Consider the following 25,408-nt stretch of genomic DNA (forward strand, 5'->3'; position numbering starts at 1 on the left):
CCGAGCGTCGCGGCCGTGGGTTTTCTTTGCGGTCTCCGATGCCCCGCATCCTGTTCATCGGCGCGCACCGCCGCGACCGCTCCCCGAGCCAGCGCTACCGGTTCGACCAGTTCATCCCGTACTGGGAGAAGCACGGCTTCACCGTGCACTACGCGTCCTTGATCGACGAGGCGGACGACGCGGTCTTCTACACGCCCGGCAACCTGGCGGCGAAGGCGCGCATCTTCCTGAAGAGCTACCGCCTGCGCCAACAGCATGTGGCCATGGCGCCGCGGTTCGACCTGGTCCTCATCCAGCGCGAGGCCTTCATGACCGGCAGCACGCGGTTCGAAAGGGCCCTGGCCCGCAGCGGCCCCCCGGTGATCTATGACTTCGACGACGCCATCTGGCACATGGACGTCAGTGACGGCAACAGGCGGCTCCGCTGGTTGAAGGATCCCGGCAAAACGGCCACGTTGATCCAGCATGCCCACCACGTGATCGCGGGCAACGCCTACCTGGCCGACTACGCCCGGCAGCACAACCCGCAAGTGGAGGTGATCCCCACGGTGATCGACACGGAACGCTATCGGCCACGGGTCCACGGGCCCTCGACGGGACCCGTCGTGATCGGCTGGACCGGCAGCCGGACCAGCATGGCCCACCTGCGTAAGGTGACGCCCATGCTGGAGGAGCTTGGGCGGCGATGGGGCGACCGCATCCGCCTGCGGGTGGTGAGCGACCGACCCTTCACCGTGCCGGACCTGCACGTGGAGAACGTGCCCTGGCGCAGCAGCAGCGAACCGGAGGACCTGGCGCCGATGGACATCGGCATCATGCCGTTGCGCGACGACCCCTGGAGCCGGGGCAAGTGCGGGCTCAAGGGCCTTCAGTACATGGCCATGGGCATTCCCCCGGTGATGTCGCCCGTGGGCGTCAACACCGGCATCGTGCGCGACGGGGAGAACGGCTTCCTGGCCGCCGACCAGGGGGAATGGCTGGAGAAGCTGGGCCTGCTGATCCAGGATCCCGACCTTCGTGCCCGGCTGGGCCGCGCCGCGCGCCGTACCGTGGAGGAAGGCTTCTCCACCGTGGCCTGGCGCGACCACTACATCGACCTGTTCAACCACCTCATCCGAACCCATGGAGACCCACACCGAACTGAAGACCACCGCGCTGCGGCACGTGCATGAGGCCCTCGGCGCCAAGATGGTGCCCTTCGCCGGCTTCCTGATGCCCGTGCAGTACAGCGGTGTCACGGACGAGCACCTCGCCGTGCGCAACGGAGTGGGCCTGTTCGACGTGAGCCACATGGGCGAGTTCCTCGTCCGCGGTCCTGGCGCGCTCGACCTCATCCAGCGCGTCACCAGCAACGACGCCTCCAAGCTCACCGCGGGCAAGGTGCAGTACAGCTGCCTGCCCAACGACACCGGTGGCATCGTGGACGACCTGCTGGTGTATCGCATGCAGCATGCGGACGACCACCACTATGTGCTGGTGGTGAACGCCGGGAACATCGCCAAGGACTGGAACTGGATCAACGCGCACAACACGTTCGACGCGAAGCTGGAGGACATCAGCGACCACATGGGCCTGCTGGCCGTGCAGGGCCCCAAGGCCACCGCCACCCTGCAGGGCCTCTTCAGCGTGGACCTGTCGGCCATGGCCTACTACACCGCGCAGTACGCGGAGATGAAGGGCGTGGGCCTGGTGCTCATCAGCGCCACGGGCTACACCGGCGCCGGCGGCTTCGAGGTGTACGCGCCCAACCCGCTGGTGGAGAAGGCCTGGAACGCCATCATGGCGGCGGGCGCGGAGCACGGGATCAAGCCCTGCGGCCTGGCCGCGCGTGACACGCTCCGTTTGGAGATGGGCTTCTGCCTCTACGGGAACGACATCGACGACACGACTTCGCCAATTGAAGCCGGACTGGGATGGATCACTAAATTCACGAAGGACTTCACCAATTCTGCGGCCTTGAAAGCGCAGAAGGACAACGGTACCGCGCGCCGTCTGGTGGGCTTCGAGCTCATCGACCGGGGCGTTCCGCGCCACGGACACACGGTGGTGGACGCCACGGGCGCCGTCATCGGCACGGTGACCAGCGGCACGCACAGCCCCTCGCTGCAGAAGCCCATCGGCCTGGCGTACGTGCCCACAGCCTTGGCGGCACCGGGGTCCGAGCTGTTCATCGACGTGCGCGGCAAGGCGCTCCGCGCCCGGGTGGTGGCGCTGCCCTTCTACAAGGCCCCGGCATGAGCACACGCGTCATCAACCCCGATTACCGCTACCAGGTGGAGGTCTGCTTCCTGCCCGACCAATATCCGCTGTACGCACAGGACATGGACATCGTGGTGGTGATCGATGTGCTGCGTGCCACCAGCGCCATGGTCACGGCGTTCGAGCACGGGGTGGAGCGCATCATCCCGGTGAGCACGGTGGAGGAGGCCCGGCAATACCTGGGGCGCGAGGGCCACATCGTGGCGGCCGAGCGCAACGGCGAGGTGGTGGAGGGCTTCCAGTACGGCAACTCGCCGCTGGCCTTCCGGGGGCCCGAGGTGGCCGGCAAGACGCTCGTGATGACCACCACCAACGGCACGCGCACCATCGAGCTGGCCCAAAGCGCCAAGCGCATGGTGATCGGCGCCTTTCTGAACCTCACCGCGCTCAGCGACTGGCTGGTGAAGCAGGATGGCAACGTGCTGCTGCTGTGCGCCGGCTGGAAAGGCAAGTTCAACCTGGAGGACAGCACCTTCGCCGGCGCCGTGATGGACCGGCTGCTGGAGAGCGGCAAGTTCGGCCTGGAGGAGGACAGCAGCATCGCCGCCCAGTACCTGTTCCACGCGGCGCGGGAGAACTTCATGAGCATCCTGAAGGCCGCGCCCCGCCGCCGCCGGATCGAGCAGTTGCAGATGCTGCCCGACGTGAAGTTCTGCCTCACCGCCGACACCAGCACGGTGATCCCCATGCTGCAGGACGGCGTGCTGGTGCCCATGAAGTACGAACCCGTGGCCTGATGCGCAGCGGACGCTCCGCCTTTCCCCTCGTGCTGATGGCGGTGCTGCTCGCCTGGCCCGTGCTGCTCGCCGAGGAGGCCGGTAGCTGGGGCTTCTACGGCCACAAGCGGATCAACCGGATGGCCTGCTTCACCTTGCCGCCGGCCATGTTCCCCTTCTTCAAGCGCCACATCGACTTCATCAGCGACCACGCGGTGGACCCCGACCGGCGCCGCTATGCCGACCCCGAGGAGGCTCCGCGGCACTACATCGACATCGACCACTACGCCCACGGAGGCCAGGACCCCTTCGCGGTGATGCCCGAGCGCTGGAACGACGCGGTGGCCAAGTTCACCGAGGATACGCTGAAGGCGTACGGCATCGTGCCATGGCACGTCAACGTGATGTATGGCCGTCTGGTGAGCGCCTTCCAGCGCGGTGACGTGGATCGCATCCTGCGCTACGCCGCCGACCTGGGCCATTACGTCGGCGACGCGCATGTGCCCCTGCACACCACCGAGAACTACAACGGCCAGCTCACCGGCCAGCACGGCATCCATGCCTTCTGGGAGAGCCGCATCCCCGAGCTGAGCGCCGAAGGCTACGACCACCTGGTGGGCCGTGCGCGCTACCTGGACTCACCCCTGGGCCGCGCCTGGGACGCTGTGCGCGACAGCCATGCCGCCGTGGACAGCGTGCTGGCCATCGAACGCAGCGTGGACGAGGCCTGGTCGGACGACCGGCAGTACGTGATGGAGGAGCGCGGTCGCACGGGCATGCGCACGTACAGCCGGGATTACACGGCCGCCTACGAAGCTGCCATGGACGGCATGGTGGAACGGCGGATGAACGCCAGCATCATCGTGCTCGGAAGCTTCTGGTATTCCGCGTGGGTGGACGCCGGCCAGCCCGACCTGGACCGCCTGGAGCAGAAGGAGGTCAGCGACAGCCTCAAGCGCGTGATCGCGGCCGAGGAGGAGCAGTTCCGCATCGCCCGGCAGGCCTTCGGCCGGGACCATCCGGAGTAGGCCGCTCAGTAACGGGGCGCCTGGAAGAGCGCCGACACCCGTTCGTCGTTCAGCGACACCAGGGTGAACACGCCGAGCAGCAGCCCCAGGGGGATGTTCAACAGGTCGACGGCCGCCACCACCATGCAGGCGGTGCGGTTGGTGCGCCTGGCCAGCCAGCTCCCGCACAGCAGGTTCAGGATGCCCACGATCTCCACCAGCGCGAAGAGCACCCAGCCCAGGGCAGTAAGGAAGGTGCCGACCCAGGCGGGGATGTCGCTGTTGGCCTGCTCGGCCAGCCAGTCGCTGCCCATGAAGGTGCCGATGAACACGAGCGCCAGCAGGGCCAGTCCGGAGAAGCACACGATGGCACCGTAGGCATAGTGCAGGGCGGAAAGCGTACGGAGCCGAACACTGGGGTCCATGAACATGGTGGTTTGTGGATGTGAAGATGCTCGTCAGGAGCGCGCCTGAACCTGCTCTTCGGATGAACGGAAGGCGGCCCGCATGAGCGGAAGCGCGGCAGGACGGATCAGCGCACGACGACGAAGCGTTCCGTCGCCATCAAGCGACCATCCACGACCAACGAAACGGTGTGGGCACCGGCCGCGCCGGCGTGGTGGTAGTGTACATCCGTGCGTCCTGGGGACAGGCGCAGGGGCACCCGTCCGATCGCCCGGCCGTCCGCCGCGCGGATCAGCAGGTAGGCCTCCGTCCGTGTGGAAAGGCTTGTCGGTGCGTGCACCGTGAACAGGGCCTCCTGCGAGAAGGGGTCCGGGACAGGCGGGCTCAACCAGGCCCATGCCGCCTGGGCTGCCGGTTCCGGAACCCCGATGCCCCAGCAGGAGATCCCGTAGGGCAGGTCGTCCACGGGCTGTGAAGGCGTGTCCGCATCGTTGCCCTTCACCTGTTCACGCGTGAACGGGCTCATGACCCCGTTGCTGTCGACCACGGCCACACTGATGGCGTAGGCCAGCCCCCCGGTGAGACCGGGGACCAGGTAGCTGGTGTCGGCCGTTCGGTACACCGCGTCGAAATCGGGGCCGGTGTTGGTTCGTCGCACGCCGATGCGGTAGGCCATGTGGCCCGGTGCGGGCGTGAAGCTCACGCGCAGTCCGGCGGGCTCGTCGTGCACCACGAACTCCGGCTCCGCCGGACCGAGCGCCATCAGGGCCGCGGCCATGCCGTTGATCAGCGTGTTGCGTTGCAGGTAGTTGAAGTCCACGAAGAAGCTGTCCACCTGCAGGTCGCCATCAGTGTCCACGCCGAGCACATCATCGCTTGTGTGTTGATGGTCGGTGTACCATGCGCTGTCCACCTCGGCGCTGCCGTGTTCGTTGGCGCTGGTGAAGCGGACGTTGCGGAAGCCCTGCGCACGGAACGGGATGTGATCGCCTCCGCGGCCGTCACGGTCCTCGCGGTCCATCACCTCCACGGCCATGGGCACGGCCATCTGGTCCTGCAGCTTCTCCTCGTACATCAGGCGCACCGTGCGGGCGAAGGTGCGGTGCGGGGTGGCGATGCTGCCGGCTGCGAAGAGGCGCACGCGCAGGCTGTCCACCGAGCCGGGCGACGCACACGACGGGGCGCTGGACGTCTGCCCGCACAGCACCCCGCCCACGATGTCGTTGTTCAGTACCGCCTTGATGGCGATGCCTTCCTGCGCGCACCATTGCGCCATGGCCTCGGCGCCCACCAGGCCCTGTTCCTCGCCGGTGGTGAGCATGAACACGAGGGTGTGCCGGAAGCTGTAGCGGCTCATCACGCGCGCCAGTTCCAGCACCAGTGCCGATCCGCTGCCGTTGTCCTCCATGCCGGGCGCGGGGCGGTCCACGTCACAATCGCCCGCGCAGCGGCTGTCCAGGTGGGCCTCGATCAACACCAGTTGATGGTCGGTGGTGTCGCTGCCGGGCAGCACGGCGAGCACGTTGCGCCAACCGAAGGCATCACCGCACGACCCGTTGGGCCAGTCGAACTGTAGATAGGCAGGCAGCAGGCGGCCTTCGCTCGCCTGCCCGGAGCGGGCGAAGTGCGCAAAGGCCCAGCGGCGCGCGGCACCGATGCCCTGCGTATCGCTCACCGTATCGCTGTACGAGTGGCGGGTGTGGAAGCCTTCCAAGGCCTCCAGCGAGGCGCGCAACGAGTCGGCCTCGAGGGCATGCCGCATCTCGCACAGCATGGTGCCGTGCTCCGTGATGGGGGAGGAGGCCGCGTAGAGCGCGGGATCGTACTGACCGCGCAGCACCTGCTCCACTTCGGCATCGGTCACCACGATGGTGGTCACCGGTTGCGCCGTGGCGGGCAGTGCGGCAAGCAGGAGCAGGGTGGGCAGGGTACGCACGGGCGGGATGTGCCGAAAAGGTACATCCCGCCCGTCGATACGTGCGGATCAGCGCCCGCGCGAACGGCTGCCACCACCGCCTGAGGGCGCGCGGCCACCGCCACTGCCGCCACCACCCGAACGCGAGGGGGCTGGAGCGGACGGCCGTGCCGATCCACCGGGGCGCGCCGGGCTGTAGTTCCGTTGCGGTGCGCTGGGTCGGGTCGTGGGGGCCGTACGCTGCGGTGGCGCCACGTCCCGCCGCGGGATCGAGGGTTGCGTGCGGTACTGCTGATAGGTGCGATCCCGCTCCACCGCACGCTGTCGGTCCTGCTGGATCCGGTACGGGTCCTGGGCATCGGGCCGTGCCTGGGGCCTCACCTCGGGTGCGGGTCGGGTGCCCGGGGCCGGCTGCGGGGCCGGGCGGGCCTCCGGCTGCGTCACGGCGGGACGCGTGCGGTCCGTATCGCCAGTGGACGGCGCCGGCCGCGCGGCGGGCACCTTCTCCCACGCTTGCCCGGTGTAGCGCTCGGCCGTGCCATTGGTGCGTCGGTACACGTTGCCGGCCGCATCGGTGAAGTGGTCCGCGGCGGGTTGCTTGCTCAGGTTCTGCGCCGGGGTCGCACGGGTCACCTGGCTCGCCGTCACGCCTGGCCGTTGGCGCGAAGCGTACAGGCTGTTCGCCGGTGCGGCGGTGCCGGGCGTGCTGCGGGAGGCGCTCAGCGTGCCGCGATGACCATAGTAGCTGTTCACGGTGCCGTGGCAGCAGGGCGGCACATACTGGCAGGGGCCCCACCAGCCCCATCCACCGTAGCCCCAGCCCCCCCAGCCCCAGCCGCCCCAGCCCCAGTTCCAGCCGCCCCAGCCCCAACCCCAACCGGGGCCGTACCAGTTGTAGCCCCAGCCACCGCCGAAGCCCCAACCGCCCCAAGGGTCGTAGAACATGCCGAAGCCCCAGGTGAAGGGACGCGGTCGCCAGAACCGCGGCCACGGGTCATAGTAGAACCCGGTGCCGTACACCACCACGCCGCCCTGCACGTAAGCCCCCATGTAACCCGGCGTGTAGCCCATGTACACCCAGTCCGACGTGTGGTCGTAGATGTACACGTAGCGCAGGTTGTAGGCCTCGCTGCTGGGCGGGATGTCGTTCACCGCGGCGGGTACTTCGGTGCTCACCAACCATGGGCCGTCGGGCGAACCGCTCTCGAACCAGATGCCATTGTCGCACGCATGATAGCGGCCGTTGATGCGCAGCACGCTGGTGCTGGCGTTGCGGGCGAGCTCAACGGAAGTGCCCGGCACCAGCTCGAACTCCGGTGCTCCTGCGTAGGTCACCGTGAGGCTCGCGTTGCGGCGGTCCACTTTGGCGGTCTGCGGGATGCGGGCGTCGCGCACGGCTTCGCGGGCCGCGGGCGTACCAGCGATGTGAGTCAGCACCGCGTCCTTCTTGCTGCCTTCGGGGATGGCCTGGAAATCGCGTGGCAGGTCGGCCGAGGGCACGAAGGTCCAGGTCCCGCTGCGTAGGTCGCTCGTGCGATACCAGCGGCCGCTCAGCAGCGCATAGTGCTGCTGCGTGGCGATCTCCAGGAACAGGTTGCGATCGGTGTTCATCACGGCCAGCAGTCCGGTGTTCTCCACCGGTTCGTACTGCGGCGGGCCATCGAGGTCCAGCAGTTCGGCCGGGGTGGTACGCATCACGATCACCGGCACCTGGCCTTCCGCCCCGGCGGTGGAGGTGAGGGCCGCGCTGTCGCCCGCCTTCGCCGCCAGTTCGCGCAGCACCTGGGGCACATCGCGCTGCACGCTCCAGGGGCCTTCCAACGCGGTGCTCCGGTACCAGAGGCCCGAACCGTACAGGTAGTGCTGTCCGTTATGGCGCAGCACCAGGAAGGGGGTGTTGGACACGCGCTCCACCCGCGCCGCCTTGGCCGAGCGGTACACCGGATCCTCCGTATCGGGCACGTCGTCCAGCGGCTCATAGCGCGGCGCACCGTCGATGAAGAGCAGGGCGCTCGGCGACTCGGTGTAGATGATCTCCGGAGCGTCGTTGTTCAGTCCATCCTCGCGGGAGCGTTCATCTTCCAGCGCGGACACCAGCAGGTCCATGCTCAGCTGAGGCGTACGTTCGGGGATCTCGGCGCTCAACGTGGTGCGCAGGCGCAACAGTTCGCCCTCGTCGGTGATGCCCGGAAAGCGCGCGTCGGTGACGCTGAAGGCCACCAGGCGACCCATCCGGTTGCCACGGTCCATCTCCAGCATACCATCGCCCCACACCGCGCCGAACACGGCCGCTTTGTCCGCGGGACGCTTCACGGCCACGGCCATGCGCGCGGCGAAATGGTTTCCGGAAAGACGCTCGGGCTGGGGTGCGAACACCTGGTACTCGGTGCCTTCCGCAGTGAAGCGGAGCGGCCATTCATCCTGCGCGATCAGCGGGGCGGCGGCCACTAGGCCGACGATCCCCAGGGAGCGGAACATGTTCATCGCTGCTGGACCATTGGACGGGTCCCGCCAAGGAATGTCAAATACCCTGCCGGAACCGTACGGCGTGTCATGGGAATGAAAAACCCCGCGTCCCATGCGGGACGCGGGGCTCGTTCATGATCGGAGGTCGTCAGTCGTTCTTGTCGTCGTCGCCGAAGTTCAGACCAACGGTCAACCCGTAGGTGAGGTAGCGCGAGCCGATGTCCTTCACCCGGATGTTGTCGCTGAACACGCGGCTCAATCCGAAGCTCACGCTGGGCTCCAGCGTGAACAGGCCCATGTCGAAGCCCAGGCCGGCATCCACGTTGAAGGAGCCGTTGTTGAAGTCGCCCTTGTTCCAACCGATGTGGTCGTCGCGATCGTCCACGCTCAGCAGCACATCGTATGTGGGGCCGGCGAAGAAGCGCAGGTCGAACTGGTAGCTATCGACGATGCGGTAGCCGCCGAGCAGCTTCAGGCGCAGGTTGGTGCGGATGATGTCGCCTTCGGCCAACACCGAGTCGTTGAGCGTGGTCTTTACCGCCGTCACGTTGCGACCGAAGAACACACCCGGTTGGAAGTAGGCGCGGTTGCCGATGCGGAGGTCGGTGCCCACCTGCCAGCCCACCGTGCCACGGAACTCCACGTTGGGGTCGTCGTCGGTGAGGTGCTGATAGGTGAGGCCCAACTGCGGGTTCACTTGGAACTGGGCGGAGGCCGCACCGGCCAGGGGCACAAGAGCGGCGATGAGCAGGAGCTTTTTCATGGCGTTGGCTGTTGCCGAACCCACATTTTCAAGCCGCGTGCCAAAGCAAGCTCAGCCTTGGCTGTCAGCAGGTTCCACGGCGATAGCCACCTCGTTGCGGCGGCCAAGCAGCTGCCACGGCGGGTTGTAGCCCATCACCACGGGGCGCCCGACCGCACGCCACGGCGAACCCGTCAACGCACGCTGCAGGCGCTCCACCTCGCGAGCGATCCGAAGGTCGGTGGCCCGTCCGCCGAAGCGCACGCAGGCCATGCGCGCGGACGGACGCTCCAGCACCAGCACCGTGGGATCATCGGGCACCGGCAGGTCATGGTCCGTGCGGCCACCGGGCATGCCGAAGAACACCGTGTAGCCCCGGTCATCCTGCTCCAGCGTCACCGGGGCCGTCATGGCGATGCGTTCCTCATGGTCGTTGCCACCGAAGATATAGCGGGCCAGGCGGCGGAAACCCATCGGAGCGGCCTCGGCGTAGCGAGCGTTGTGCGTGTGATGACCCACGGCCCAATGCGGTGGATACGCGCGCACCTCAAGGTCCCTCAAGCGCTCCACCACGCGATACGGGACCTGCTCCACGCGCCGCACGGCCCAAAGGCTCATCAGCTGCGCCACCAGGAAGAGCACGATCGTCGCGGCCGTGATGAACAGCGTCCACTTCATGGCAGGGGAACACCACAACGGTGCGCAACGTTCGCCCGGCCGAACTTCGCGGCATGGCCAGGGCGGAGGAACGGACCGTGGTGGTGATCGGCGGCGGCGCGGCCGGCCACATGGCTGCCATCGCCGCGGCCGCGCACGGCGCTCCGGTCCTGCTTCTGGAAGGCAGCGACAAGCTGCTGGCCAAGGTGCGCATCAGCGGAGGCGGTCGCTGCAACGTGACGCACGCCTGCGTGGAACCGGCTCGGCTGGCGCGGCATTACCCGCGCGGCGGGTCCTTCCTGCGCAAGGTCTTCGGCGTGTTCGGCCAGCCGCACACGGTGGCCTGGTTCGCCGCTCATGGCGTGCGGCTGCATACCGAGGCCGACGGGCGGATGTTCCCCGCCACCAATGATTCGCGCACGGTGATCGACGCGCTCACGCACGCGACGCAGCGCGCCGGTGTCGTCACCCGCCTGCAGCACCCTGTGCGCGGTCTGGACCCGGTGGAAGGCGGTTGGCGGCTCACCGGGACCTTCGGCAGCATGGACGCGGCCGCCGTGGTGGTGGCCACTGGTGGAGGCCCCAAGCTGGAGGGCTTTCACTGGTTGCAGCGCCTGGGGCATCGCGTGGTCCCACCCGTGCCGTCGCTGTTCACCTTCAACATCCCCGACGCGGGCCTGCGTGGCTTGATGGGCGTGGCCGCCGATCCGGTGCGGGTGCGCCTCGCCGGAATGGGCTTGGAGGCCGTCGGGCCCGTGCTCATCACCCACTGGGGCCTCAGCGGTCCGGCGGTGCTGCGCCTCAGCGCCTTCGGGGCACGGGCGCTCCACGAGCGGGGCTACCGGTACACGGTGCTGGTGGACTGGACCGGTGGAGCGGGGGAGGCCGCCGTGGTGCAGGCGCTGGAACGGGCCATCGCCGACCACCCGCGCAAACGCGTGACCAACACCCCGCTCTTCGGCCTGGCCGCGCGCCTGTGGACCCACCTCACCCAGGTCGCTGAGCTCCCGGAGGACAAGCCCTGGGACGAGCTGGGCCGCCGCGGGCGCGACAAGCTCGTGGCCGTGCTCACCAACCACACCTTCCACGCACAGGGGAAGACCACCTTCAAGGAGGAGTTCGTCACCGCCGGCGGCATCGACCTGGCGGAGGTGGACCCACGCACCATGGAAAGCCGCGTGGCGCCAGGGCTCCACTTCGCCGGCGAGGTGCTCGACATCGACGGCATCACCGGCGGGTTCAACTTCCAAGCCGCGTGGAGCACCGGCCACGTCGCGGGCCTCCATGCCGCCCAGCGCGCCCGCTGAACCGTTCCATCCTGCGACACGTTCTCCCCATGATGAGCATCCGTCCGTCCGACGTCCTCCTGTGCACCTTCCTCTTGGTCCTCGCCGCACCGGGGACCGGCCAGTCCACCTACCGCATGGACGCCGCGCAATTGCTGCAGCAGGGCGACATCGAGCTGCGGCTGGGCAACAGCGAGCGGGCGCTACAGCATTACACCAATGCCATCCAGACCGACCCGGGTTACGGCGATGCGTACATGAAGCGGGCGAGCCTGTACCAGCGGCTGGGCATGTACACCGGGGCCCTGCAGGACATGGACAGGGCGCTGGAGCTGAACCCGTACTCGGAGCACATCCTGGACCGGCGGGCGCGGCTGAAGGTGCTGATGACGGACTACAAGGGAGCGGAGGAGGACCGTGACCGGGCGGTGTCCTTGGCGCCGTACGACTCCCTGATGATGGAGCACCGGGCCGATGAACAGCTACTGATGCAGGAACCGCACAGGGCCATCCGCAGCCTGTCCGTGATGCTGGGCCGCACCCCGAACGACCCCTGGCTGCACCTGAAGAAGGCCCTGGCCCACCTGCAGGCCGAACAGCCGGTGGAAGCGCTGGATGAAGCGGCCGTGGCCCTCACGCTGGACAGCACGCTGGCCATCGCGCACGACCTGCGGGGGCTGGCCTATGAACGGCTTGGTCGTCCAGAGGAAGCGTTCATCGCCTTCGACCGCGCCGTGGGCCTGGACCCGGGCTTCGCCATGGCGTGGTTCAACCGCGGCCGTGCCCATCGCGCCGCCGGCCGCGCCGCTGCAGCCGAAGCCGACCTGGACACGGCGCTGGCGCTGGTCACCGACCTGCCCCAACTCTGGTTCGAGCGGGCCCTCGCCCGCAAGGAACTGGGCGACATGGAAGGCGCCTTGCAGGACCAGAGCCGCGTGATCGGTCTGTCCCCTGGCACCATGGAAGCCCTGTTCAACCGCAGCTTCGCCCGCAAGCAGCTCGGCGACCACGTCGGCGCCCTGTACGATGCCGAGCAGGCCATCGCCCTGCGGCCGGAAGACGCCGACGCGTGGGACCTCAAGGGCAGCATCCACTTGTTGCTGGGGGAGCACAACGAGGCCATCGCCCACTACGATCGCGCCATCCAACTGGACCCGAACGCCGCGCAGCCGCACTACAACAAAGGCATCGCCCTGGTGATGGCCTACCAGATCTACGAGGGCTGTCGGGAGCTGCAGCGCAGCCAGGAGCTCGGCGCGGCGAAGGCGACCGAGGCCATCCGCTATTTCTGTGCGTTCTGATCGTCCTCGTATCTTGAGCGCCCCACCCAGAAACGATGCGCACCTTGATCATCCTTACGGGCCTGGCCCTGCCCGCTATGCTGATGGCCCAGACCGAATGCGGCAACGGGCGCTACTCCGACCCGACGCTGTTCGACAGCCTGACCGTGACATTAGCCGTGCCGTTCGGCTCCAACACGGGCGTGAACGGTAGCCCGCAGACGCTCTACATGGATGTGTACGAACCGTCGGGCGACACGCTTTCCGAGCGGCCCGTGGTGCTGGTGGCCTTCGGCGGCAGCTTCGTGGCCGGCTCCCGCGCCGATGTGGCGGACATCTGCGAGGCCTTCGCGCATCGCGGCTATGTGGCCGTGGCGCCGGACTACCGCGTCGGTTTCTTCTGGCCCAACGCCACCACCACCCAGCAGGCGGTGATGCGTGGCGCCCATGACATGCGGGCCTGCGTACGTTTCCTGCGCAAGACGGTGGCCCAGGACGGCAACCCCTACGGCATCGACGTGGACCGCATCATCGTGGGCGGCGTCTCCGCAGGGGCCATCGCCGCCATTCACGCCACCTACCTGGACCAACCGAACGAGCTTCCTGCCGTGCTGGTGCCGGATTCCGCCGCGCTCGGGGGCATGGAGGGCAGCTCCGGCACGCCGAACTATTCCAGTGATGTGCGGGCCTGCTTCAGCTACAGCGGCGCCATCGGCGACACCAGCTGGATCGTGGCCGGAGACCAGCCCCTGGTGAGCGTCCACGAGGCGGGCGACCAGATCGTACCCTGCTACACGCAACAGGTCAGTGTATTCGGCATCCCCACCGGCCTCATCGCCAGCGGCAGCGCACACATCCACCAGCACGCGGAGGCCATCGGGCTCGAACATTGTTTCCTGCTGTATCCGGGGAATGGCCATGTGGGTTACTTCAACACCGACCCCCAGGGCTCCGAGGACATCGTGGTGGACTTCCTGGCGAACGTGGTGTGCGGCCAACCGGCGGGCTGCGGGCTGCTGGCCGTGGACGTTCCTGAGTCCCCGGCGAATGGTCCGCTCCCCGTGTTCCCGAACCCCAGCACCGGGCGCTTCACCGTCACCCTCGCCCAGACCACCATCCTGGACCTCTTTGATGCCACGGGCCGCCTGGTCTTCAGCACCACCGAACCCGCTGGCGACCGGGTGCTGGACCTGGCTCTTCAGCCGGGTACTTATCTGCTGCGCGACCGTCAGCAGCCGGGCAGCGTCACCCGTTTGGTGGTGCAGGACCGCTGAGGCAAGTCGGAAGCCGCCTGCGAGAAGGAACAAGGATCAAGTAGGAAGAAGGACGAGCAAGGAAGCCGATAACAGGAAGCAAGTAGCGGGCAGCTTGAGGCTTGTGGCACGAGGCTGGTGGCTGGAGGCTGGAGGCTGGAGGCTTGAAGCTGGCAGCTTGGGGCTTGTGGCTTGTGGCTTGTGGCTTGTGGCTTTCGGGTTTTCCCGGTCTGTTCACTTCGCCGCGCTCGCTCCATCCACCACCGCGGCCCGGCTGGTCCATCCATGGGCTTCGAGCAGGGCCTCCGGTTCGGTGATGCCATAGCAACGCTCGGCCAGGGCTCGTCCCGCCGCGTCGTAGCGCGACCACACGCCGTGCTTGCGACCATCCACGTAGTTGCCGCTGCTCTCGAGGCGCCCGTTGGGGTGATGGAAGGCGAAGGCGCCGTGCGCCACCTGTAGGTCGGCATCGCGGTAAGTGCCGGTCATGCGCAGGCTGCCGGTGGGGCCGGTGATGCGCACGGCATACCCGTCGTCCGCCGGGCTCACCACCCGCAGGTGATCGCCGGTGGGCGAGGGGCGCAGGTCGGCGTCGACGCGCTCGTAGCGCACCAGATCCATGGTAAGAACGGCGGCGCCACTGGCTTGCATGCGGCTCAACTGCTCACGGTCGGCGGGCACGGTGCTCAGCTGGGCGTGGGCGAAGGAGGAGAGCAGGAAGGCGAGGGGGAGGATCGTGCGGTTCATGGGGGTCGGTGTTGATGGGGCAAAACTGGCCCGCCCGTCCAGCGTGCGCATCCGGCCCCGAGCAGGTGGCGGCACCGATCGAGCAGGTGGCGGAAGCGCACACTGCTCCGAACGGATGTGTACGCGCGGTTCAGCCATCACAGCCCCTATCTTGTCCCCATGCTCGACCAACTTCTTTCCACCCTGCAGGGCCAGGTGGCCCCGCAGCTCGTGCAACAGCTCGGCCTCAACGAAGGCCAGGCCAAGGGTTCCATCGCCGCGGCCGGGGACAGCGTCAAGCAGGTGCTTGGGGGTGGCGACGGTTTTGGGCTGGACGACGTGCTGAACCTCTTCAGCAGCGCCCAGAATACCGCAGGCGCCGACGGCATCCTGGACAACATCGGCAAGACGTTCAACCAGAAGCTCACCGGTGAGGTCGGCCTTAACGGCCAGCAGGCCGGCGGGGTCATGTCCTTGGTGCTGCCGATGTTGACGCAGTTGCTGAGCGACAAGGTGGGCGGCAACGCCGGCAACCTACAGGGGCTGCTGGGCGACCTGGGCAAGGGCGGTGGCTTGGCCGACATGGCCAAGGGGCTGCTGGGCGGCCTGTTGAAGTAAAGGCTGCGGCTGCCCCGTTACTTTCGTCGCCATGCGAACGACCGAAGAGTTCACTCAGGCGGTGCAAGCGGGCTACGCCGTGCAGGGAGGTTCCATCGTGCTGGGCGCGCCGTTGTACCAGGGCACCTGCACAGCGGCCGCTCCCGTGCGTGTGCCCCTGCGCACCATGAACCGCCATGGGCTGATCGCCGGCGCCACCGGCACGGGCAAGACCAAGAGCCTGCAGACGCTGGCCGAGCAGCTCAGCCTGCATGGGGTGCCCAGCCTGTTGATGGACATCAAGGGCGACCTGAGCGGCATCGCCGCGCCGGGCACGGCCAACGACAAGATCCACGCGCGCCACCAGCAGCTCGGGTTCCCTTACGAGCCCGCGACCCTGCCGGTGGAGCTGCTGAGCCTCAGTGGCGAGAAGGGCGCCCGGTTACGTGCCACCATCAGTGAGTTCGGTCCGGTGCTGCTGGGCCGCATCCTGGAGCTGAACGACACCCAGCAGAGCGTGCTGGCCCTGGTGTTCAAGTACTGCGACGACAACGGGCTGCCGCTGCTCGACCTGAAGGACCTGCGTCGCGTGCTGCAGTTCACCACCCAGGAAGGCAAGGCCGAGGTGCAAAAGCAGTACGGCGCGGTGAGCCCCGCTACGGTGAACACCATCCTGCGCAAGCTGATCGAGGTGGAGCAACAGGGCGCGGACCGCTTCTTCGGCGAGCGCAGCTTCGATGTCAACGACCTGCTGGCGCAGCGGAACGGCAAGGGCGTGGTGCACATCGTGCGCCTCACCGACATCCAGGACAAGCCGCGCCTCTTCAGCACCTTCATGCTGTGCCTGCTGGCCGAGATCCACGCGACCTTCCCCGAGGTGGGCGATGGGGAGAAGCCCCGGCTCTGCCTGTTCATCGACGAAGCCCACCTGATCTTCAACACGGCCACCAAGCCCCTGCTGGAGCAGATCGAGACCATCATCAAGCTGATCCGGAGCAAGGGGGTGGGGGTGTACTTCTGCACGCAGGACCCAACGGACGTGCCCGAGGCGGTGCTGGGGCAGCTGGGCCTGAAGGTGCAGCACGCGCTGCGGGCCTTCACCGCCAAGGACCGCACGGCCATCCGGCGCACGGCGGAGAACTACCCCCTCACCGACTTCTACGACACGGAGACCCTGCTGACCACGCTGGGCATCGGCGAGGCACTGGTGACGGCGCTGAGCGAGAAGGGCACACCGACCCCGTTGGCCCACACGCTGATGCGAGCGCCATCGACCCGCATGGACGTCCTGAGCCCGCTGGAGCTGGACGGCCTCGTGGCCCGCAGTGCGCTGGCGGCCAAGTACAACGAGGTGATCGACCGCGACAGCGCCTTCGAACTGCTGGAGAAGCGCCTGAACGGGGAGGAGGGCGAGGCGAAGCCCGAGCGGGCCGAGAAGCGGTCGAACACCACCGAGCCCAAGCCGGCCAAGCCCGAGCGGTCGCTGGTGGACGACCTGAGCCGCAATACCATGGTGCGGCAGGTGGGCAACACGCTGGTGCGCGAGCTCACCCGTGGGCTCCTGGGCGTGCTGGGCGTGCGCCCCCGCCGCCGCTGACCCCCGCAAAACGAAAGGCCACCGCCGAAGCAGTGGCCCTTCCCGCACGGGTGAGGGGGATCAGCTCCGGCGGTTCATGAAGATGGACACGTAATAGAGCAGTGTGGCCAGCGAGCCGATGGCGGCCACCACATAGGTGCGGGCGGCCCACTTCAGGGCGTCGGCGCTCATGGCGTACTCACCCGCGGTGACGATGCCGTTGCGCTTGATCCAGGCCAGGGCCCGGTTGCTGGCGTCGTACTCCACCGGCAGGGTGATGAAGGCGAACAGCGTGGTCATGGCGAACAGGATGATGCCGAAGAGCAGCAGCTGTGGGAAGCTGTTGATCAGCAGGATGCCGCCGAGGAGGACCCACTGCATGAAGCTGCTGGTCACCTGTACCACGGGCACCAGCTTGCTGCGCATGGTGAGCCAGCGATAGGCGGTGGCGTGTTGCACGGCATGGCCGCACTCGTGGGCGGCCACGGCGGCAGCGGCGGCGTTGCGGGCATGGTACACGGCCTCGCTCAGGTTCACCGTGCGGTTGGCGGGGTTGTAGTGGTCGGTGAGCTGGCCGGGCACGCTCACCACCTTCACATTGCCGATGCCGTGGTCGTGCAGCATCCGCTGCGCGATCTCCGCCCCGCTCATGCCGTTGGCCAGCGGGGTGGCGCTGTACTTCTGGAATCGGCTCTTCAGCTGGTGGCTCACCAGCAGGCTCACGAGCATCACCACGATGCCGATGATATAGGCTCCCATCATGGGTCGTTCAGGGTTTGGGGGGCTCTCCGCAATTCAGGGTCCGTTCGGTGAACACGGCCTGCGGCGGGTCGGTTCGGCAGGTGCTTCGGCAAAGATGGCAGGTCACTCGCCCTCCGCTTCGGCCGCTTTGATCTGCTGGTCCAGGATCTCGTCCATCACCTTCAGCTCCTGCTCGCTCACCTTGGCGTTGGTGCGGGCCTGCTTCTTCATGAAGCGGAACATGGCCGCCTTGCGGATCTCGTAGGCCACGTACACCGTGTAGGCCTGGGTCTCGGGGTTGTGGTAGGTCTCCTCGCCGATCTTGCGCAGGTCGGCCAGTTCGGTGCTCATCACCTCGCGCACCAGCGTTTGGAACTTATCGGCCACATCGGCGGCACCGGCGTTCTCCGTCTGGCCCAGGTACTGGTCCGTCACCGCCCGGATGTTGGTGCCCACCTGGGCGGCCAGCTGGTTCTTGGCCTCCAGGTCGGCCTTGCTGCGCGCGATGTTCTGCTTGGCGCTGACGCCCTGGCCCGTGCCGCGGAAGAAGCGGTTGTTGCTTTCATAGGCACTGCCACTGAAGGGTTGCTTCACCTGGGTGCCCGCAGGCGACCCGCTCTTGCTGCAGGCGGTGAAGAGGACGAGGGCGGCGAGCGTCAGCAACGGGAGGCGGAGCGTGTGGAGCATGGGATGGGGATGTGGCCCCCACAAAGAAAAGAGCGTGCCAACGGTCCGACACACGTCGGTCCCCATTCGCGGGCAAGCCGCATCTTTGGATACATAAACCCATCCGGCCATGCGCGCCCTGAAGACCATCCTCATCATCCTGCTGGCCCTGGCGGGCCTGTTCATCATCCTGGGCCTCATGGGCCCGAAGACCTTCCGCGTGGAGCGGAGCGCCGTGATCCATGCCCCGACCGAGGTGGTGTTCAACCGCGTGGGCAAGCTGGCCGAGATGAAGACCTGGGGACCCTGGCAGGAGATGGACAAGGACCAGGTGCAGAGCATTGAAGGCACCGATGGCACCGTGGGCGCCGTGTGGAAATGGGAAGGCGACACGGTGGGCAAGGGCATGCAGGAGATCGTGGCCATCGAGGCCAACAAGAGCGTGCGCACCAAGCTCACCTTCCTGGAGCCGATGGAGGCCGTGAACGAGGGCACTTACGACCTGGAGGCGATGGGCGACAGCACCCGCATCACCTGGGGCCTGCAGGGCGAGAACGGCTTCGTGGGCCGCGTGATGGGCGTGTTCATGGACATGGACAAGATGATCGGGCCCGACTTCGAAAAGGGCCTGAGCAACCTGAAGGGCCTGGCAGAGACGGACGCGAAGGCCATCGCCGAACAGAAGGCCCGGATGGTGGACGGCTTCGAGGTGAACGTGGCGGAGCGGCCGACCATGTGGTACCTCGGCGAACGCAAACGCGTGAAGTGGAGCAACATGGAGGCGTTCTTCAGCAGCACCTTCGGCAAGGCCATGGGGCTGATGCAGGCGGCGGGTGTGGAGCCGGCCGGCGCGCCGAGCGGGCTGTTCTACGAGTGGAACGAGGCCAAGCAGGAGGCGGACATGCTGGCGGGGATCCCCGTATCCTCTAGCACCAAGGACAAGCTGAAGGGCATGACCCTGGTGGAGGTGCCGGCCGGCAAGGCCTACACCATCGACCACTACGGGCCCTACGCCAACACGGAGAAGGCCCACATGGCCATCGACAAGAAGATCAAGGCCGATGGCGCCACCATGGGCGATGTGGTCCTGGAGGAGTACATCACCGACCCGGGCACGGAACCCGACACGGCCAAATGGCTCACCCGTGTGGTGTATACGATCAAGTAGGCCGGCCACACGGTCTGCACAAGCCCCGGGGCCCGGCTCCGGGGCTTGTTCGTTCCAGGCTGTTCGGAACTCGGGCGCATACGGCCGTGTCCGACCACGGCTACGGACGACCTTGGCGGTGTGCATCTCGATATCCGGCCGTACCGCTTGCGCTTCAAGCGCCCGTTCGGCACAGCGCACGGCCTCCGCGACGGCACCGATAGCGTGCTGATCCGGGTTCGGGATGGCGGTCTGTGCGGATACGGGGAGGCCACCACGCCGCCCTACGTCAACGAGGACCAAGCCGGCATCGTAGCATTGTATCGATCAGTTGATCCAGAGGAAGTTGACACAACCGACCTCAAGTCACTTTCAAGGTCCCTGGACCAGCTGGTGAATGGCCGTGAATCGCCAGCCGCACGTGCCGGATTACATATGGCCTTCATGGATCTGATCCTGAGACGAAAAGACGCGCATGCCTCAACATGGAGTTTGATCCTGCATCCAACCCCGGGCCTGCCCATATTCACATTGGGCATCAGCGCATTGAACGAACTTGACAGGAAGTTGAAGGAAGCCAATCAAGCGCCGGTTCTGAAGATCAAACTGAACGGAAGTCCGGAGGACCTGGACGTGCTGCACGCGGTCGCCAGCCGAAGCGCACGGTCGTTGTTGCTGGATGCCAACCAAGGGTTGACCACCATGGAGCAGGCTATGGCGGTGATCGAGGCGGCCGGAGGTGTGGCTCGGGTGTTCGGACTGGAACAGCCGTTCCACAAGGACGATCTGGACACGCATGCGGCCCTCAGCCGCCGGACGACCGTGCCCGTGATCGCCGACGAATCCGTGCAAGGCCCAGAGGATCTGGCAGAGCGCGGCTGGGCGTTCACTGGCGTGAATGTGAAGCTGATGAAGTGCGGCGGCCTGGACCGGGCGCTCGACATGATCACCTGGGCAAGGGCTCACGGCAAAGGTGTGATGCTGGGCAGCATGAGCGAGAGCAGCCTGGGCTGCGCGGCCATGGCGGCGCTCGGGGGACTGGCGGACCTGTGCGACCTGGATGGGCCGTGGTTGATCGCCAACGATCCGTTCCGCGGCTTCACCTTGGTGGATGGGAGCTACCGGAGCCTGGGGCGAACTGGCTTCGGGGTTGAACCGATCGATGGTCTGTTCGGCGGCCCATTTGGCACATAATTTATATTATGTTAAGTTATAGTTTCTTAAGGGTCAAGCACATAGCCCTACTGGACCGATCCCATCCACACCCGACCGCCTGGACTACCTTCGCCGGCCATGTGGCGAACCCCGCTGCGCACCATTACCCGCCAGCTCACACGCCTCCCCGTTCGGGGTCGCCATCGCTTGGCCGATCTGGTCGGTGAATGGACGAACACCGGCGAGCCGATCGAGATCGTCCGCAACGGCGTGCGGCTGTCGCTGGACCTCGGCATCCGCCAGCACCGCATGATGTTCTTCGGCCTGTACGAGGTCAACATCATGAACTTCCTCTCCCGCACCCTGCGTCCGGGCATGGTGGTGTTCGATCCCGGGGCCAACATGGGCTACTTCGCGGCGCACTGCCTGGGCCTGGTGGGCCCCCAGGGCCATGTCCACTCCTTCGAGCCGTCGCGCACGGCGAACACCCGCATTCGGGAGCTGAACGACCTCGGCACCTTCCGCACCTGGTCGCTTTGGGACCTGGCGCTCACCGACCACACCGGCACGCACACGTTCTATGACACTCCGCGGGTGATGGTGCGGGGCTTCGCCTGCCTGGAAGGCACGTTCGACCCGAAGGACAAGATCCCCTATCCGGTGCATGTGACCACGGTGGACGCTTTCTGCGCCGAGCAGGGCATCGACCAAATCGACTTTCTGAAGCTGGACATCGAGGGCTCGGAACTGCCGGCGTTGCGCGGTTGCCAGCACATGCTGGCCGAAGGGCGCGTTGCCCGGATCATGGTGGAGACCACCCTGCTGGACCGCTCGCAGGCAGAGGTGCAGGCCATGGACGACCTGCTGCGCGGGGCGGGATTCCGATCCTACAGGGCGCTCACCGACGGACGCACCGTGCCGGTGGACGTGATGGCGCACCGGGAACTGCGGGAGGACATCCTCTGGCTGCGCGAAGGCTGACCCCCCGAAGCGCAGAGAGCCCCGGCCATGACCGGAGCTCTCACCCTTAACGCGCCAACGGCCTTATTGTCCGAGCTTCGCCTTCATGGCGGCATACTTGGCCTGGTCGTCGGTCTTGGCATACAGCTTCATCAGCTGTTGGATCGTTTGCACGTCGTCCGGACGGAGTTCGTGCGCCTTTTCGAAGTACGGCACAGCCTTCACGAAGACCGCGTCGCAGGCGGTCTTGGCCTTCTCGTAGGCGGTGTTGTCCTTGATGCCGTTGGCCTTGCTGTAGCAGGTGGCCGCGCGGTTGTTGTACAGCACGCCGATGTTGAAGTAGGCGTCGAAGAACTTGGGGTCCCGCTCCAGGCTCTTCTTGTAGTTCTCCTCGGCCATGTCGGTCCACTTGGCCACATCGGCCTCGGCCGGCGCTGGTCCCTCCTTCGGGTTGGCCTTGGCGTCGTAGAGGCTGCCGAGGATGCTGTACAGCACGGCGTTCTCCGGATCGGCAGCGATGGCCTCGACCACGCTCTTCTCCGCCTCCTCGGTGCGACCGGACTCCAGCTGGTAGCTCATCTCGTCCAGGATGAGGTCCTTGTTGCCCGCATGCTTGGTGCGGCCCTCGCGCACGGTGGCGATGGCCCCCTCCACATCACCGGCCTTCTTCTGCAGGTTGGCCTTGTAGCGGTAGATCTCCGGCTTGTCGTAGCCCAGGCTCAGGCATTCGCCGTAGCGCTGGATGGCCATGGCCGCGTCGCCCTTCGTCTCGTAGGCCAGCGCACTGTTGAAGATGGCGTTGGTGTCCACCGCACCGAAGGCCTTGGCGATGCGCTCGCTGTTGCCGTAGAGGGCGATGGCCTTGTCGTACTCCTTGGCGCTGAAGGCATCGTTGCCCTTGTTGAGCGAGGCCGCCTGCAGGGCGAGCAGGTTCTGCTGGATCTCGTTCTTGTAGCTCCCCTTGGTGTCCAGCTCCTGGGCCTTGATGTAGCTGTCGATGGCCCGCTGCATGGCGTCGGGGAACTGGGCTTTCAGCGTTTCGTCCTGTCCCAGGGCCATCAGCCGGTAGATGTCGCCCCGGTAACGCCAGGTCTTGTCCTTGCCCATGGTGGCCTCGTTGGTGATGGCGGGCTCGATGAACTCGGCCGCCTTCGCCAGGTCGCCGTCCTGGAGGTAGTTGTAGGCGTTCACCACGTTGCTGTTCTGGGCGTGGAGGCCCAGGGTGCCGGCGGCGAACAGGAGGATGAGGGTGCGCTTCATGAGAGGGCTGTCGTGTCTTCGGTTCAAACTTCGGGGGCCGGGGTATCAACTTCGGTGCCATTCGCGGCGCCTTCCTCGCCTTCACCAGGTTGCTCTTCGTCCTCGTGCAGGTCGCTGTCCACCTTGGCCACGGCGGCGATGCGGTCGTTGGAGCGCAGCTCGATCAGGCGCACGCCCTGGGTGGCCCGGCCCAGCTCGCGGAGCTCGTTCACCCGCGTGCGGATGGTGATGCCGCTGCGGTTGATGATCATCAGGTGATCCTCCTCGGTCACATCCTTGATGGCCACCACCTTTCCGGTCTTCTCGGTCACCTGCAGGGTCTTCACCCCCTTGCCGCCGCGGTTGGTCATGCGGTACTCGTACTCCCCGTCCTTGTCCTTGAGCGGGGTGCGTTTGCCGTAACCGTTCTCGCTCACCACAAGCACTTGGCGCGTGCCGGTCTCGGCCTTGTCGATGGTGATCATGCCCACCACCTCGTCGCCATCCTCCAACAGCATGCCCCGCACCCCGCTGGCTCCGCGGCCCATGGGGCGCACGCGGTTCTCCTCGAAGTGGTTGGCCTTGCCCTCGCGGCTGGCCATGATGATGTGGCAGTTGCCGTTGGTGAGGCGCGCCTCCAGCAGCTCGTCGCCCTCGCGGATGCCCACGGCGATGATGCCATTGGCGCGCGGACGGCTGTAGGCCTCCAGGGTGGTCTTTTTGATGATGCCGTTCTTGGTGCACAGCACCACGAAGTGGTTGTTCAGGTAGTCCTCGCTCTTGAGGTCCTTGACGTTGATGTAGGCCAGCACCTTGTCGTCCGCCTCGATCTGGATGAGGTTCTGGATCGCGCGGCCCTTGCTCTGCCGAGTGCCTTCGGGGATGTCGAACACGCGCATCCAGTAGCACCGGCCCTTCTGGGTGAAGATGAGCAGGTAGTTGTGGTTGGTGGCCACGAAGAGGTGCTCCAGGAAGTCCTCCTCACGCGTGGTGCTTCCGCGGCTGCCCACCCCGCCCCGGGTCTGGGTGCGGAACTCGGCCAGCGGTGTGCGCTTGATATAGCCCAGGTGGCTGATGGTGACCACCACGGCGTCGTCGGCGATGAGGTCCTCCATGTTGAGGTCCGCCCCGCTGGCCACGATCTCCGTGCGGCGCTTGTCGCCGTACTTCTCCCTCACCTCGCGCAGCTCGTCCTTGATGATGCCCATCCGCATGCCCTCATCGGCCAGCACGGCCTTCAGGTGGGCGATGAGGGTCATGAGCTCAGCGTGCTCCTCGCGGATCTTGTCGCGCTCCAGGCCGGTGAGGCGCTGCAGGCGCATATCGAGGATGGCGCGGGCCTGGATCTCGGAGAGGCCGAACTCCTTCATGAGTCCGTCGCGGGCTTCGTCAGGGGTCTGGCTGGCCCGGATCAGGGCGATCACGGCGTCCAGGCGGTCCAGCGCGATGAGGAGCCCCTCCAGGATGTGGGCACGCTCCTCGGCCTTGCGCAGGTCGTACTTCGTGCGCCGCACCACCACGTCGTGGCGGTGGTCCACGAAGCGGGCGATCATGTCCTTGAGGTTCAGGAGCATGGGCCGCCCGCCCACCAGCGCGATGTTGTTCACGCTGAAGCTGCTCTGCAGCGCGCTGTACTTGTAGAGCTGGTTGAGCACCACGGTGCCCATGGCCTCACGCTTCACCTCGTAGGCCAGGCGGATGCCGGTGCGGTCGCTGTAGTCGTTGACGTCGCTGAGGCCCTCGATCTTCTTGTCGTTCACCAGGTCGGCCACGCCCTTGTATAGCTGCACGGCCTTGTTGGTCTGGTAGGGGATCTCGGTGCAGATGATGGTCTCCCGCCCGGTGCGCTGGTCCTCCTCGATGTGGCACTTGCCGCGCAGCACGATGCGGCCGCGGCCGGTGGTGTATGCCTCCCGGATGCCGTCAGTGCCGTAGATCACCCCGCCCGTGGGGAAATCCGGGCCCTTGATGTACTGCATCAGGCCGTCGATGTCGATGTCGCGGTCGTCGATGTAGGCGATCGTGGCGTCGCACACCTCGGTGAGGTTGTGGGGCGGCATGTTGGTGGCCATGCCCACAGCGATGCCGGCGGCACCGTTGACGAGCAGCTGGGGGATCCGGGTCGGCATCACGCTCGGCTCCTCCAACGTGTCGTCGAAGTTGGGCCGCATGTCCACGGTCTCCTTGTCCAGGTCGGCCAGCACCTCCTCGGCGATCCTCTTCAGGCGAGCCTCGGTGTAGCGCATGGCCGCCGGGCTGTCCCCGTCGATGCTGCCGAAGTTGCCCTGGCCGTCGACCAGCGGGTAGCGCAGGCTCCAGTCCTGCGCCATGCGCACCATGGCGTCGTACACGCTACCGTCGCCATGGGGGTGGTACTTCCCGAGCACCTCACCGACGATACGGGCGCTCTTTTTGTAGGGGCGATTGCTCAGCACCCCGAGCTCCTGCATGCCGAACAGCACACGGCGGTGCACGGGTTTGAGGCCATCGCGTACATCAGGCAGGGCGCGGCTCACGATCACCGACATCGAGTAGTCGATGTAGGCCGTGCGCATCTCGTTCTCGATGTTGATCGGGACGATCTTCTCTCCGTCGGTCATGGGCTGTCAATTCGT

General features: G+C 66.7%; 22 protein-coding genes. 12 read left to right on the plus strand and 10 right to left on the minus strand.

Annotation, left to right across the window (positions count from 1 at the left end; translation table 11 throughout):
- The first annotated feature begins 38 nt into the window (after positions 1-38).
- The 4 genes from IPJ87_06140 to IPJ87_06155 are packed head-to-tail and all read left to right on the plus strand — an operon-like array spanning position 39 to position 4,003.
- The gene (locus IPJ87_06140; protein MBK7941438.1) at positions 39-1,172 is read left to right on the plus strand and encodes a glycosyltransferase family 4 protein; all 1,134 of its coding nucleotides are present in this window, start codon (positions 39-41) and stop codon (positions 1,170-1,172) included.
- Positions 1,141-2,238, plus strand: a complete 1,098-nt coding sequence (gene gcvT / locus IPJ87_06145) for a glycine cleavage system aminomethyltransferase GcvT (protein MBK7941439.1) — start codon at positions 1,141-1,143, stop codon at positions 2,236-2,238. The genes IPJ87_06140 and gcvT overlap by 32 nt, the downstream gene beginning before the upstream one ends.
- Complete coding sequence (locus IPJ87_06150; GenBank protein MBK7941440.1) at positions 2,235-2,996, plus strand: 2-phosphosulfolactate phosphatase; 762 nt, start codon at positions 2,235-2,237, stop codon at positions 2,994-2,996. The genes gcvT and IPJ87_06150 overlap by 4 nt, the downstream gene beginning before the upstream one ends.
- Positions 2,996-4,003 (plus strand): S1/P1 Nuclease, encoded by a 1,008-nt coding sequence (locus IPJ87_06155; protein ID MBK7941441.1) that lies wholly within the window; start codon positions 2,996-2,998, stop codon positions 4,001-4,003. The genes IPJ87_06150 and IPJ87_06155 overlap by 1 nt, the downstream gene beginning before the upstream one ends.
- A gap of 5 nt (positions 4,004-4,008) precedes the next feature.
- Here the strand turns inward: IPJ87_06155 and IPJ87_06160 are convergent, their stop codons facing one another.
- The 5 genes from IPJ87_06160 to IPJ87_06180 form a co-directional block, all read right to left on the minus strand.
- Positions 4,009-4,407, minus strand: coding sequence for a hypothetical protein (locus IPJ87_06160; GenBank protein ID MBK7941442.1), 399 nt, complete (start codon positions 4,405-4,407; stop codon positions 4,009-4,011).
- Between the two features lie 107 nt (positions 4,408-4,514).
- Positions 4,515-6,323 (minus strand): M20/M25/M40 family metallo-hydrolase, encoded by a 1,809-nt coding sequence (locus IPJ87_06165; GenBank protein ID MBK7941443.1) that lies wholly within the window; start codon positions 6,321-6,323, stop codon positions 4,515-4,517.
- Positions 6,324-6,371: 48 nt separating this feature from the next.
- Entirely contained in the window at positions 6,372-8,780 is a 2,409-nt protein-coding gene (locus IPJ87_06170) for a hypothetical protein (GenBank protein MBK7941444.1), read from the minus strand.
- 136 nt (positions 8,781-8,916) lie between these two features.
- Positions 8,917-9,531, minus strand: coding sequence for an autotransporter outer membrane beta-barrel domain-containing protein (locus IPJ87_06175; GenBank protein MBK7941445.1), 615 nt, complete (start codon positions 9,529-9,531; stop codon positions 8,917-8,919).
- Positions 9,532-9,582: 51 nt separating this feature from the next.
- A complete protein-coding gene (locus IPJ87_06180) occupies positions 9,583-10,188 on the minus strand; it encodes a heme-binding protein (protein MBK7941446.1) in 606 nt (201 codons plus the stop codon).
- A 53-nt stretch (positions 10,189-10,241) separates the two neighbouring features.
- Between IPJ87_06180 and IPJ87_06185 the strand changes: the two genes are divergently transcribed.
- Genes IPJ87_06185 through IPJ87_06195 form a run of 3 tightly spaced genes read left to right on the plus strand, consistent with a single transcriptional unit; the run spans position 10,242 to position 14,007 of the window.
- Positions 10,242-11,474 carry an NAD(P)/FAD-dependent oxidoreductase gene (locus tag IPJ87_06185; GenBank protein MBK7941447.1) on the plus strand — a complete coding sequence of 411 codons (1,233 nt, stop codon included), beginning with the start codon at positions 10,242-10,244 and terminating at the stop codon, positions 11,472-11,474.
- A gap of 29 nt (positions 11,475-11,503) precedes the next feature.
- Positions 11,504-12,754, plus strand: a complete 1,251-nt coding sequence (locus IPJ87_06190; protein MBK7941448.1) for a tetratricopeptide repeat protein — start codon at positions 11,504-11,506, stop codon at positions 12,752-12,754.
- Between the two features lie 35 nt (positions 12,755-12,789).
- Positions 12,790-14,007 (plus strand): carboxylesterase family protein, encoded by a 1,218-nt coding sequence (locus tag IPJ87_06195; protein MBK7941449.1) that lies wholly within the window; start codon positions 12,790-12,792, stop codon positions 14,005-14,007.
- Positions 14,008-14,220: 213 nt separating this feature from the next.
- Here IPJ87_06195 and IPJ87_06200 read toward each other — a convergent pair whose 3' ends face one another.
- Positions 14,221-14,733: a hypothetical protein gene (locus IPJ87_06200; protein ID MBK7941450.1), complete on the minus strand. Its 513-nt coding sequence runs from the start codon at positions 14,731-14,733 to the stop codon at positions 14,221-14,223.
- 159 nt (positions 14,734-14,892) lie between these two features.
- On the opposite strand from IPJ87_06200, the gene IPJ87_06205 reads away from it, so the two are divergent.
- Complete coding sequence (locus tag IPJ87_06205) at positions 14,893-15,330, plus strand: hypothetical protein (protein ID MBK7941451.1); 438 nt, start codon at positions 14,893-14,895, stop codon at positions 15,328-15,330.
- A gap of 31 nt (positions 15,331-15,361) precedes the next feature.
- Complete coding sequence (locus IPJ87_06210) at positions 15,362-16,906, plus strand: DUF853 family protein (protein MBK7941452.1); 1,545 nt, start codon at positions 15,362-15,364, stop codon at positions 16,904-16,906.
- Between the two features lie 60 nt (positions 16,907-16,966).
- On the opposite strand, the gene IPJ87_06215 is transcribed toward IPJ87_06210, so the two are convergent.
- Positions 16,967-17,644: a zinc metallopeptidase gene (locus IPJ87_06215; protein MBK7941453.1), complete on the minus strand. Its 678-nt coding sequence runs from the start codon at positions 17,642-17,644 to the stop codon at positions 16,967-16,969.
- Between the two features lie 105 nt (positions 17,645-17,749).
- Positions 17,750-18,313, minus strand: coding sequence for a hypothetical protein (locus IPJ87_06220; GenBank protein MBK7941454.1), 564 nt, complete (start codon positions 18,311-18,313; stop codon positions 17,750-17,752).
- Positions 18,314-18,422: 109 nt separating this feature from the next.
- On the opposite strand from IPJ87_06220, the gene IPJ87_06225 reads away from it, so the two are divergent.
- The 3 genes from IPJ87_06225 to IPJ87_06235 all read left to right on the plus strand — a co-directional run bounded on the left by IPJ87_06225 (position 18,423) and on the right by IPJ87_06235 (position 21,575).
- Positions 18,423-19,460: an SRPBCC family protein gene (locus tag IPJ87_06225; protein MBK7941455.1), complete on the plus strand. Its 1,038-nt coding sequence runs from the start codon at positions 18,423-18,425 to the stop codon at positions 19,458-19,460.
- Between the two features lie 120 nt (positions 19,461-19,580).
- Positions 19,581-20,633: a hypothetical protein gene (locus tag IPJ87_06230; GenBank protein MBK7941456.1), complete on the plus strand. Its 1,053-nt coding sequence runs from the start codon at positions 19,581-19,583 to the stop codon at positions 20,631-20,633.
- Between the two features lie 99 nt (positions 20,634-20,732).
- Entirely contained in the window at positions 20,733-21,575 is an 843-nt protein-coding gene (locus IPJ87_06235; protein ID MBK7941457.1) for an FkbM family methyltransferase, read from the plus strand.
- 63 nt (positions 21,576-21,638) lie between these two features.
- Here IPJ87_06235 and IPJ87_06240 read toward each other — a convergent pair whose 3' ends face one another.
- Positions 21,639-22,814: a tetratricopeptide repeat protein gene (locus IPJ87_06240; GenBank protein MBK7941458.1), complete on the minus strand. Its 1,176-nt coding sequence runs from the start codon at positions 22,812-22,814 to the stop codon at positions 21,639-21,641.
- Between the two features lie 23 nt (positions 22,815-22,837).
- Positions 22,838-25,393: a DNA gyrase subunit A gene (gene gyrA / locus IPJ87_06245; GenBank protein ID MBK7941459.1), complete on the minus strand. Its 2,556-nt coding sequence runs from the start codon at positions 25,391-25,393 to the stop codon at positions 22,838-22,840.
- Between the last annotated feature and the right edge of the window lie 15 nt (positions 25,394-25,408).

The sequence above is a fragment of the Flavobacteriales bacterium genome, assembly GCA_016713875.1.
Lineage (GTDB): Bacteria > Bacteroidota > Bacteroidia > Flavobacteriales_F > PHOS-HE28 > PHOS-HE28.

Coding starts and splice junctions, on each gene's coding strand:
- IPJ87_06140 (MBK7941438.1), top strand. CDS start 39: ATGCCCCGCATCCTGTTCATCGGCGCGCACCGCCGCGACCGCTCCCCG.
- IPJ87_06150 (MBK7941440.1), top strand. CDS start 2,235: ATGAGCACACGCGTCATCAACCCCGATTACCGCTACCAGGTGGAGGTC.
- IPJ87_06155 (MBK7941441.1), top strand. CDS start 2,996: ATGCGCAGCGGACGCTCCGCCTTTCCCCTCGTGCTGATGGCGGTGCTG.
- IPJ87_06160 (MBK7941442.1), bottom strand. CDS start 4,407: ATGGACCCCAGTGTTCGGCTCCGTACGCTTTCCGCCCTGCACTATGCC.
- IPJ87_06170 (MBK7941444.1), bottom strand. CDS start 8,780: ATGTTCCGCTCCCTGGGGATCGTCGGCCTAGTGGCCGCCGCCCCGCTG.
- IPJ87_06175 (MBK7941445.1), bottom strand. CDS start 9,531: ATGAAAAAGCTCCTGCTCATCGCCGCTCTTGTGCCCCTGGCCGGTGCG.
- IPJ87_06180 (MBK7941446.1), bottom strand. CDS start 10,188: ATGAAGTGGACGCTGTTCATCACGGCCGCGACGATCGTGCTCTTCCTG.
- IPJ87_06185 (MBK7941447.1), top strand. CDS start 10,242: ATGGCCAGGGCGGAGGAACGGACCGTGGTGGTGATCGGCGGCGGCGCG.
- IPJ87_06190 (MBK7941448.1), top strand. CDS start 11,504: ATGATGAGCATCCGTCCGTCCGACGTCCTCCTGTGCACCTTCCTCTTG.
- IPJ87_06195 (MBK7941449.1), top strand. CDS start 12,790: ATGCGCACCTTGATCATCCTTACGGGCCTGGCCCTGCCCGCTATGCTG.
- IPJ87_06200 (MBK7941450.1), bottom strand. CDS start 14,733: ATGAACCGCACGATCCTCCCCCTCGCCTTCCTGCTCTCCTCCTTCGCC.
- IPJ87_06205 (MBK7941451.1), top strand. CDS start 14,893: ATGCTCGACCAACTTCTTTCCACCCTGCAGGGCCAGGTGGCCCCGCAG.
- IPJ87_06210 (MBK7941452.1), top strand. CDS start 15,362: ATGCGAACGACCGAAGAGTTCACTCAGGCGGTGCAAGCGGGCTACGCC.
- IPJ87_06215 (MBK7941453.1), bottom strand. CDS start 17,644: ATGGGAGCCTATATCATCGGCATCGTGGTGATGCTCGTGAGCCTGCTG.
- IPJ87_06220 (MBK7941454.1), bottom strand. CDS start 18,313: ATGCTCCACACGCTCCGCCTCCCGTTGCTGACGCTCGCCGCCCTCGTC.
- IPJ87_06225 (MBK7941455.1), top strand. CDS start 18,423: ATGCGCGCCCTGAAGACCATCCTCATCATCCTGCTGGCCCTGGCGGGC.
- IPJ87_06235 (MBK7941457.1), top strand. CDS start 20,733: ATGTGGCGAACCCCGCTGCGCACCATTACCCGCCAGCTCACACGCCTC.
- IPJ87_06240 (MBK7941458.1), bottom strand. CDS start 22,814: ATGAAGCGCACCCTCATCCTCCTGTTCGCCGCCGGCACCCTGGGCCTC.
- gyrA (MBK7941459.1), bottom strand. CDS start 25,393: ATGACCGACGGAGAGAAGATCGTCCCGATCAACATCGAGAACGAGATG.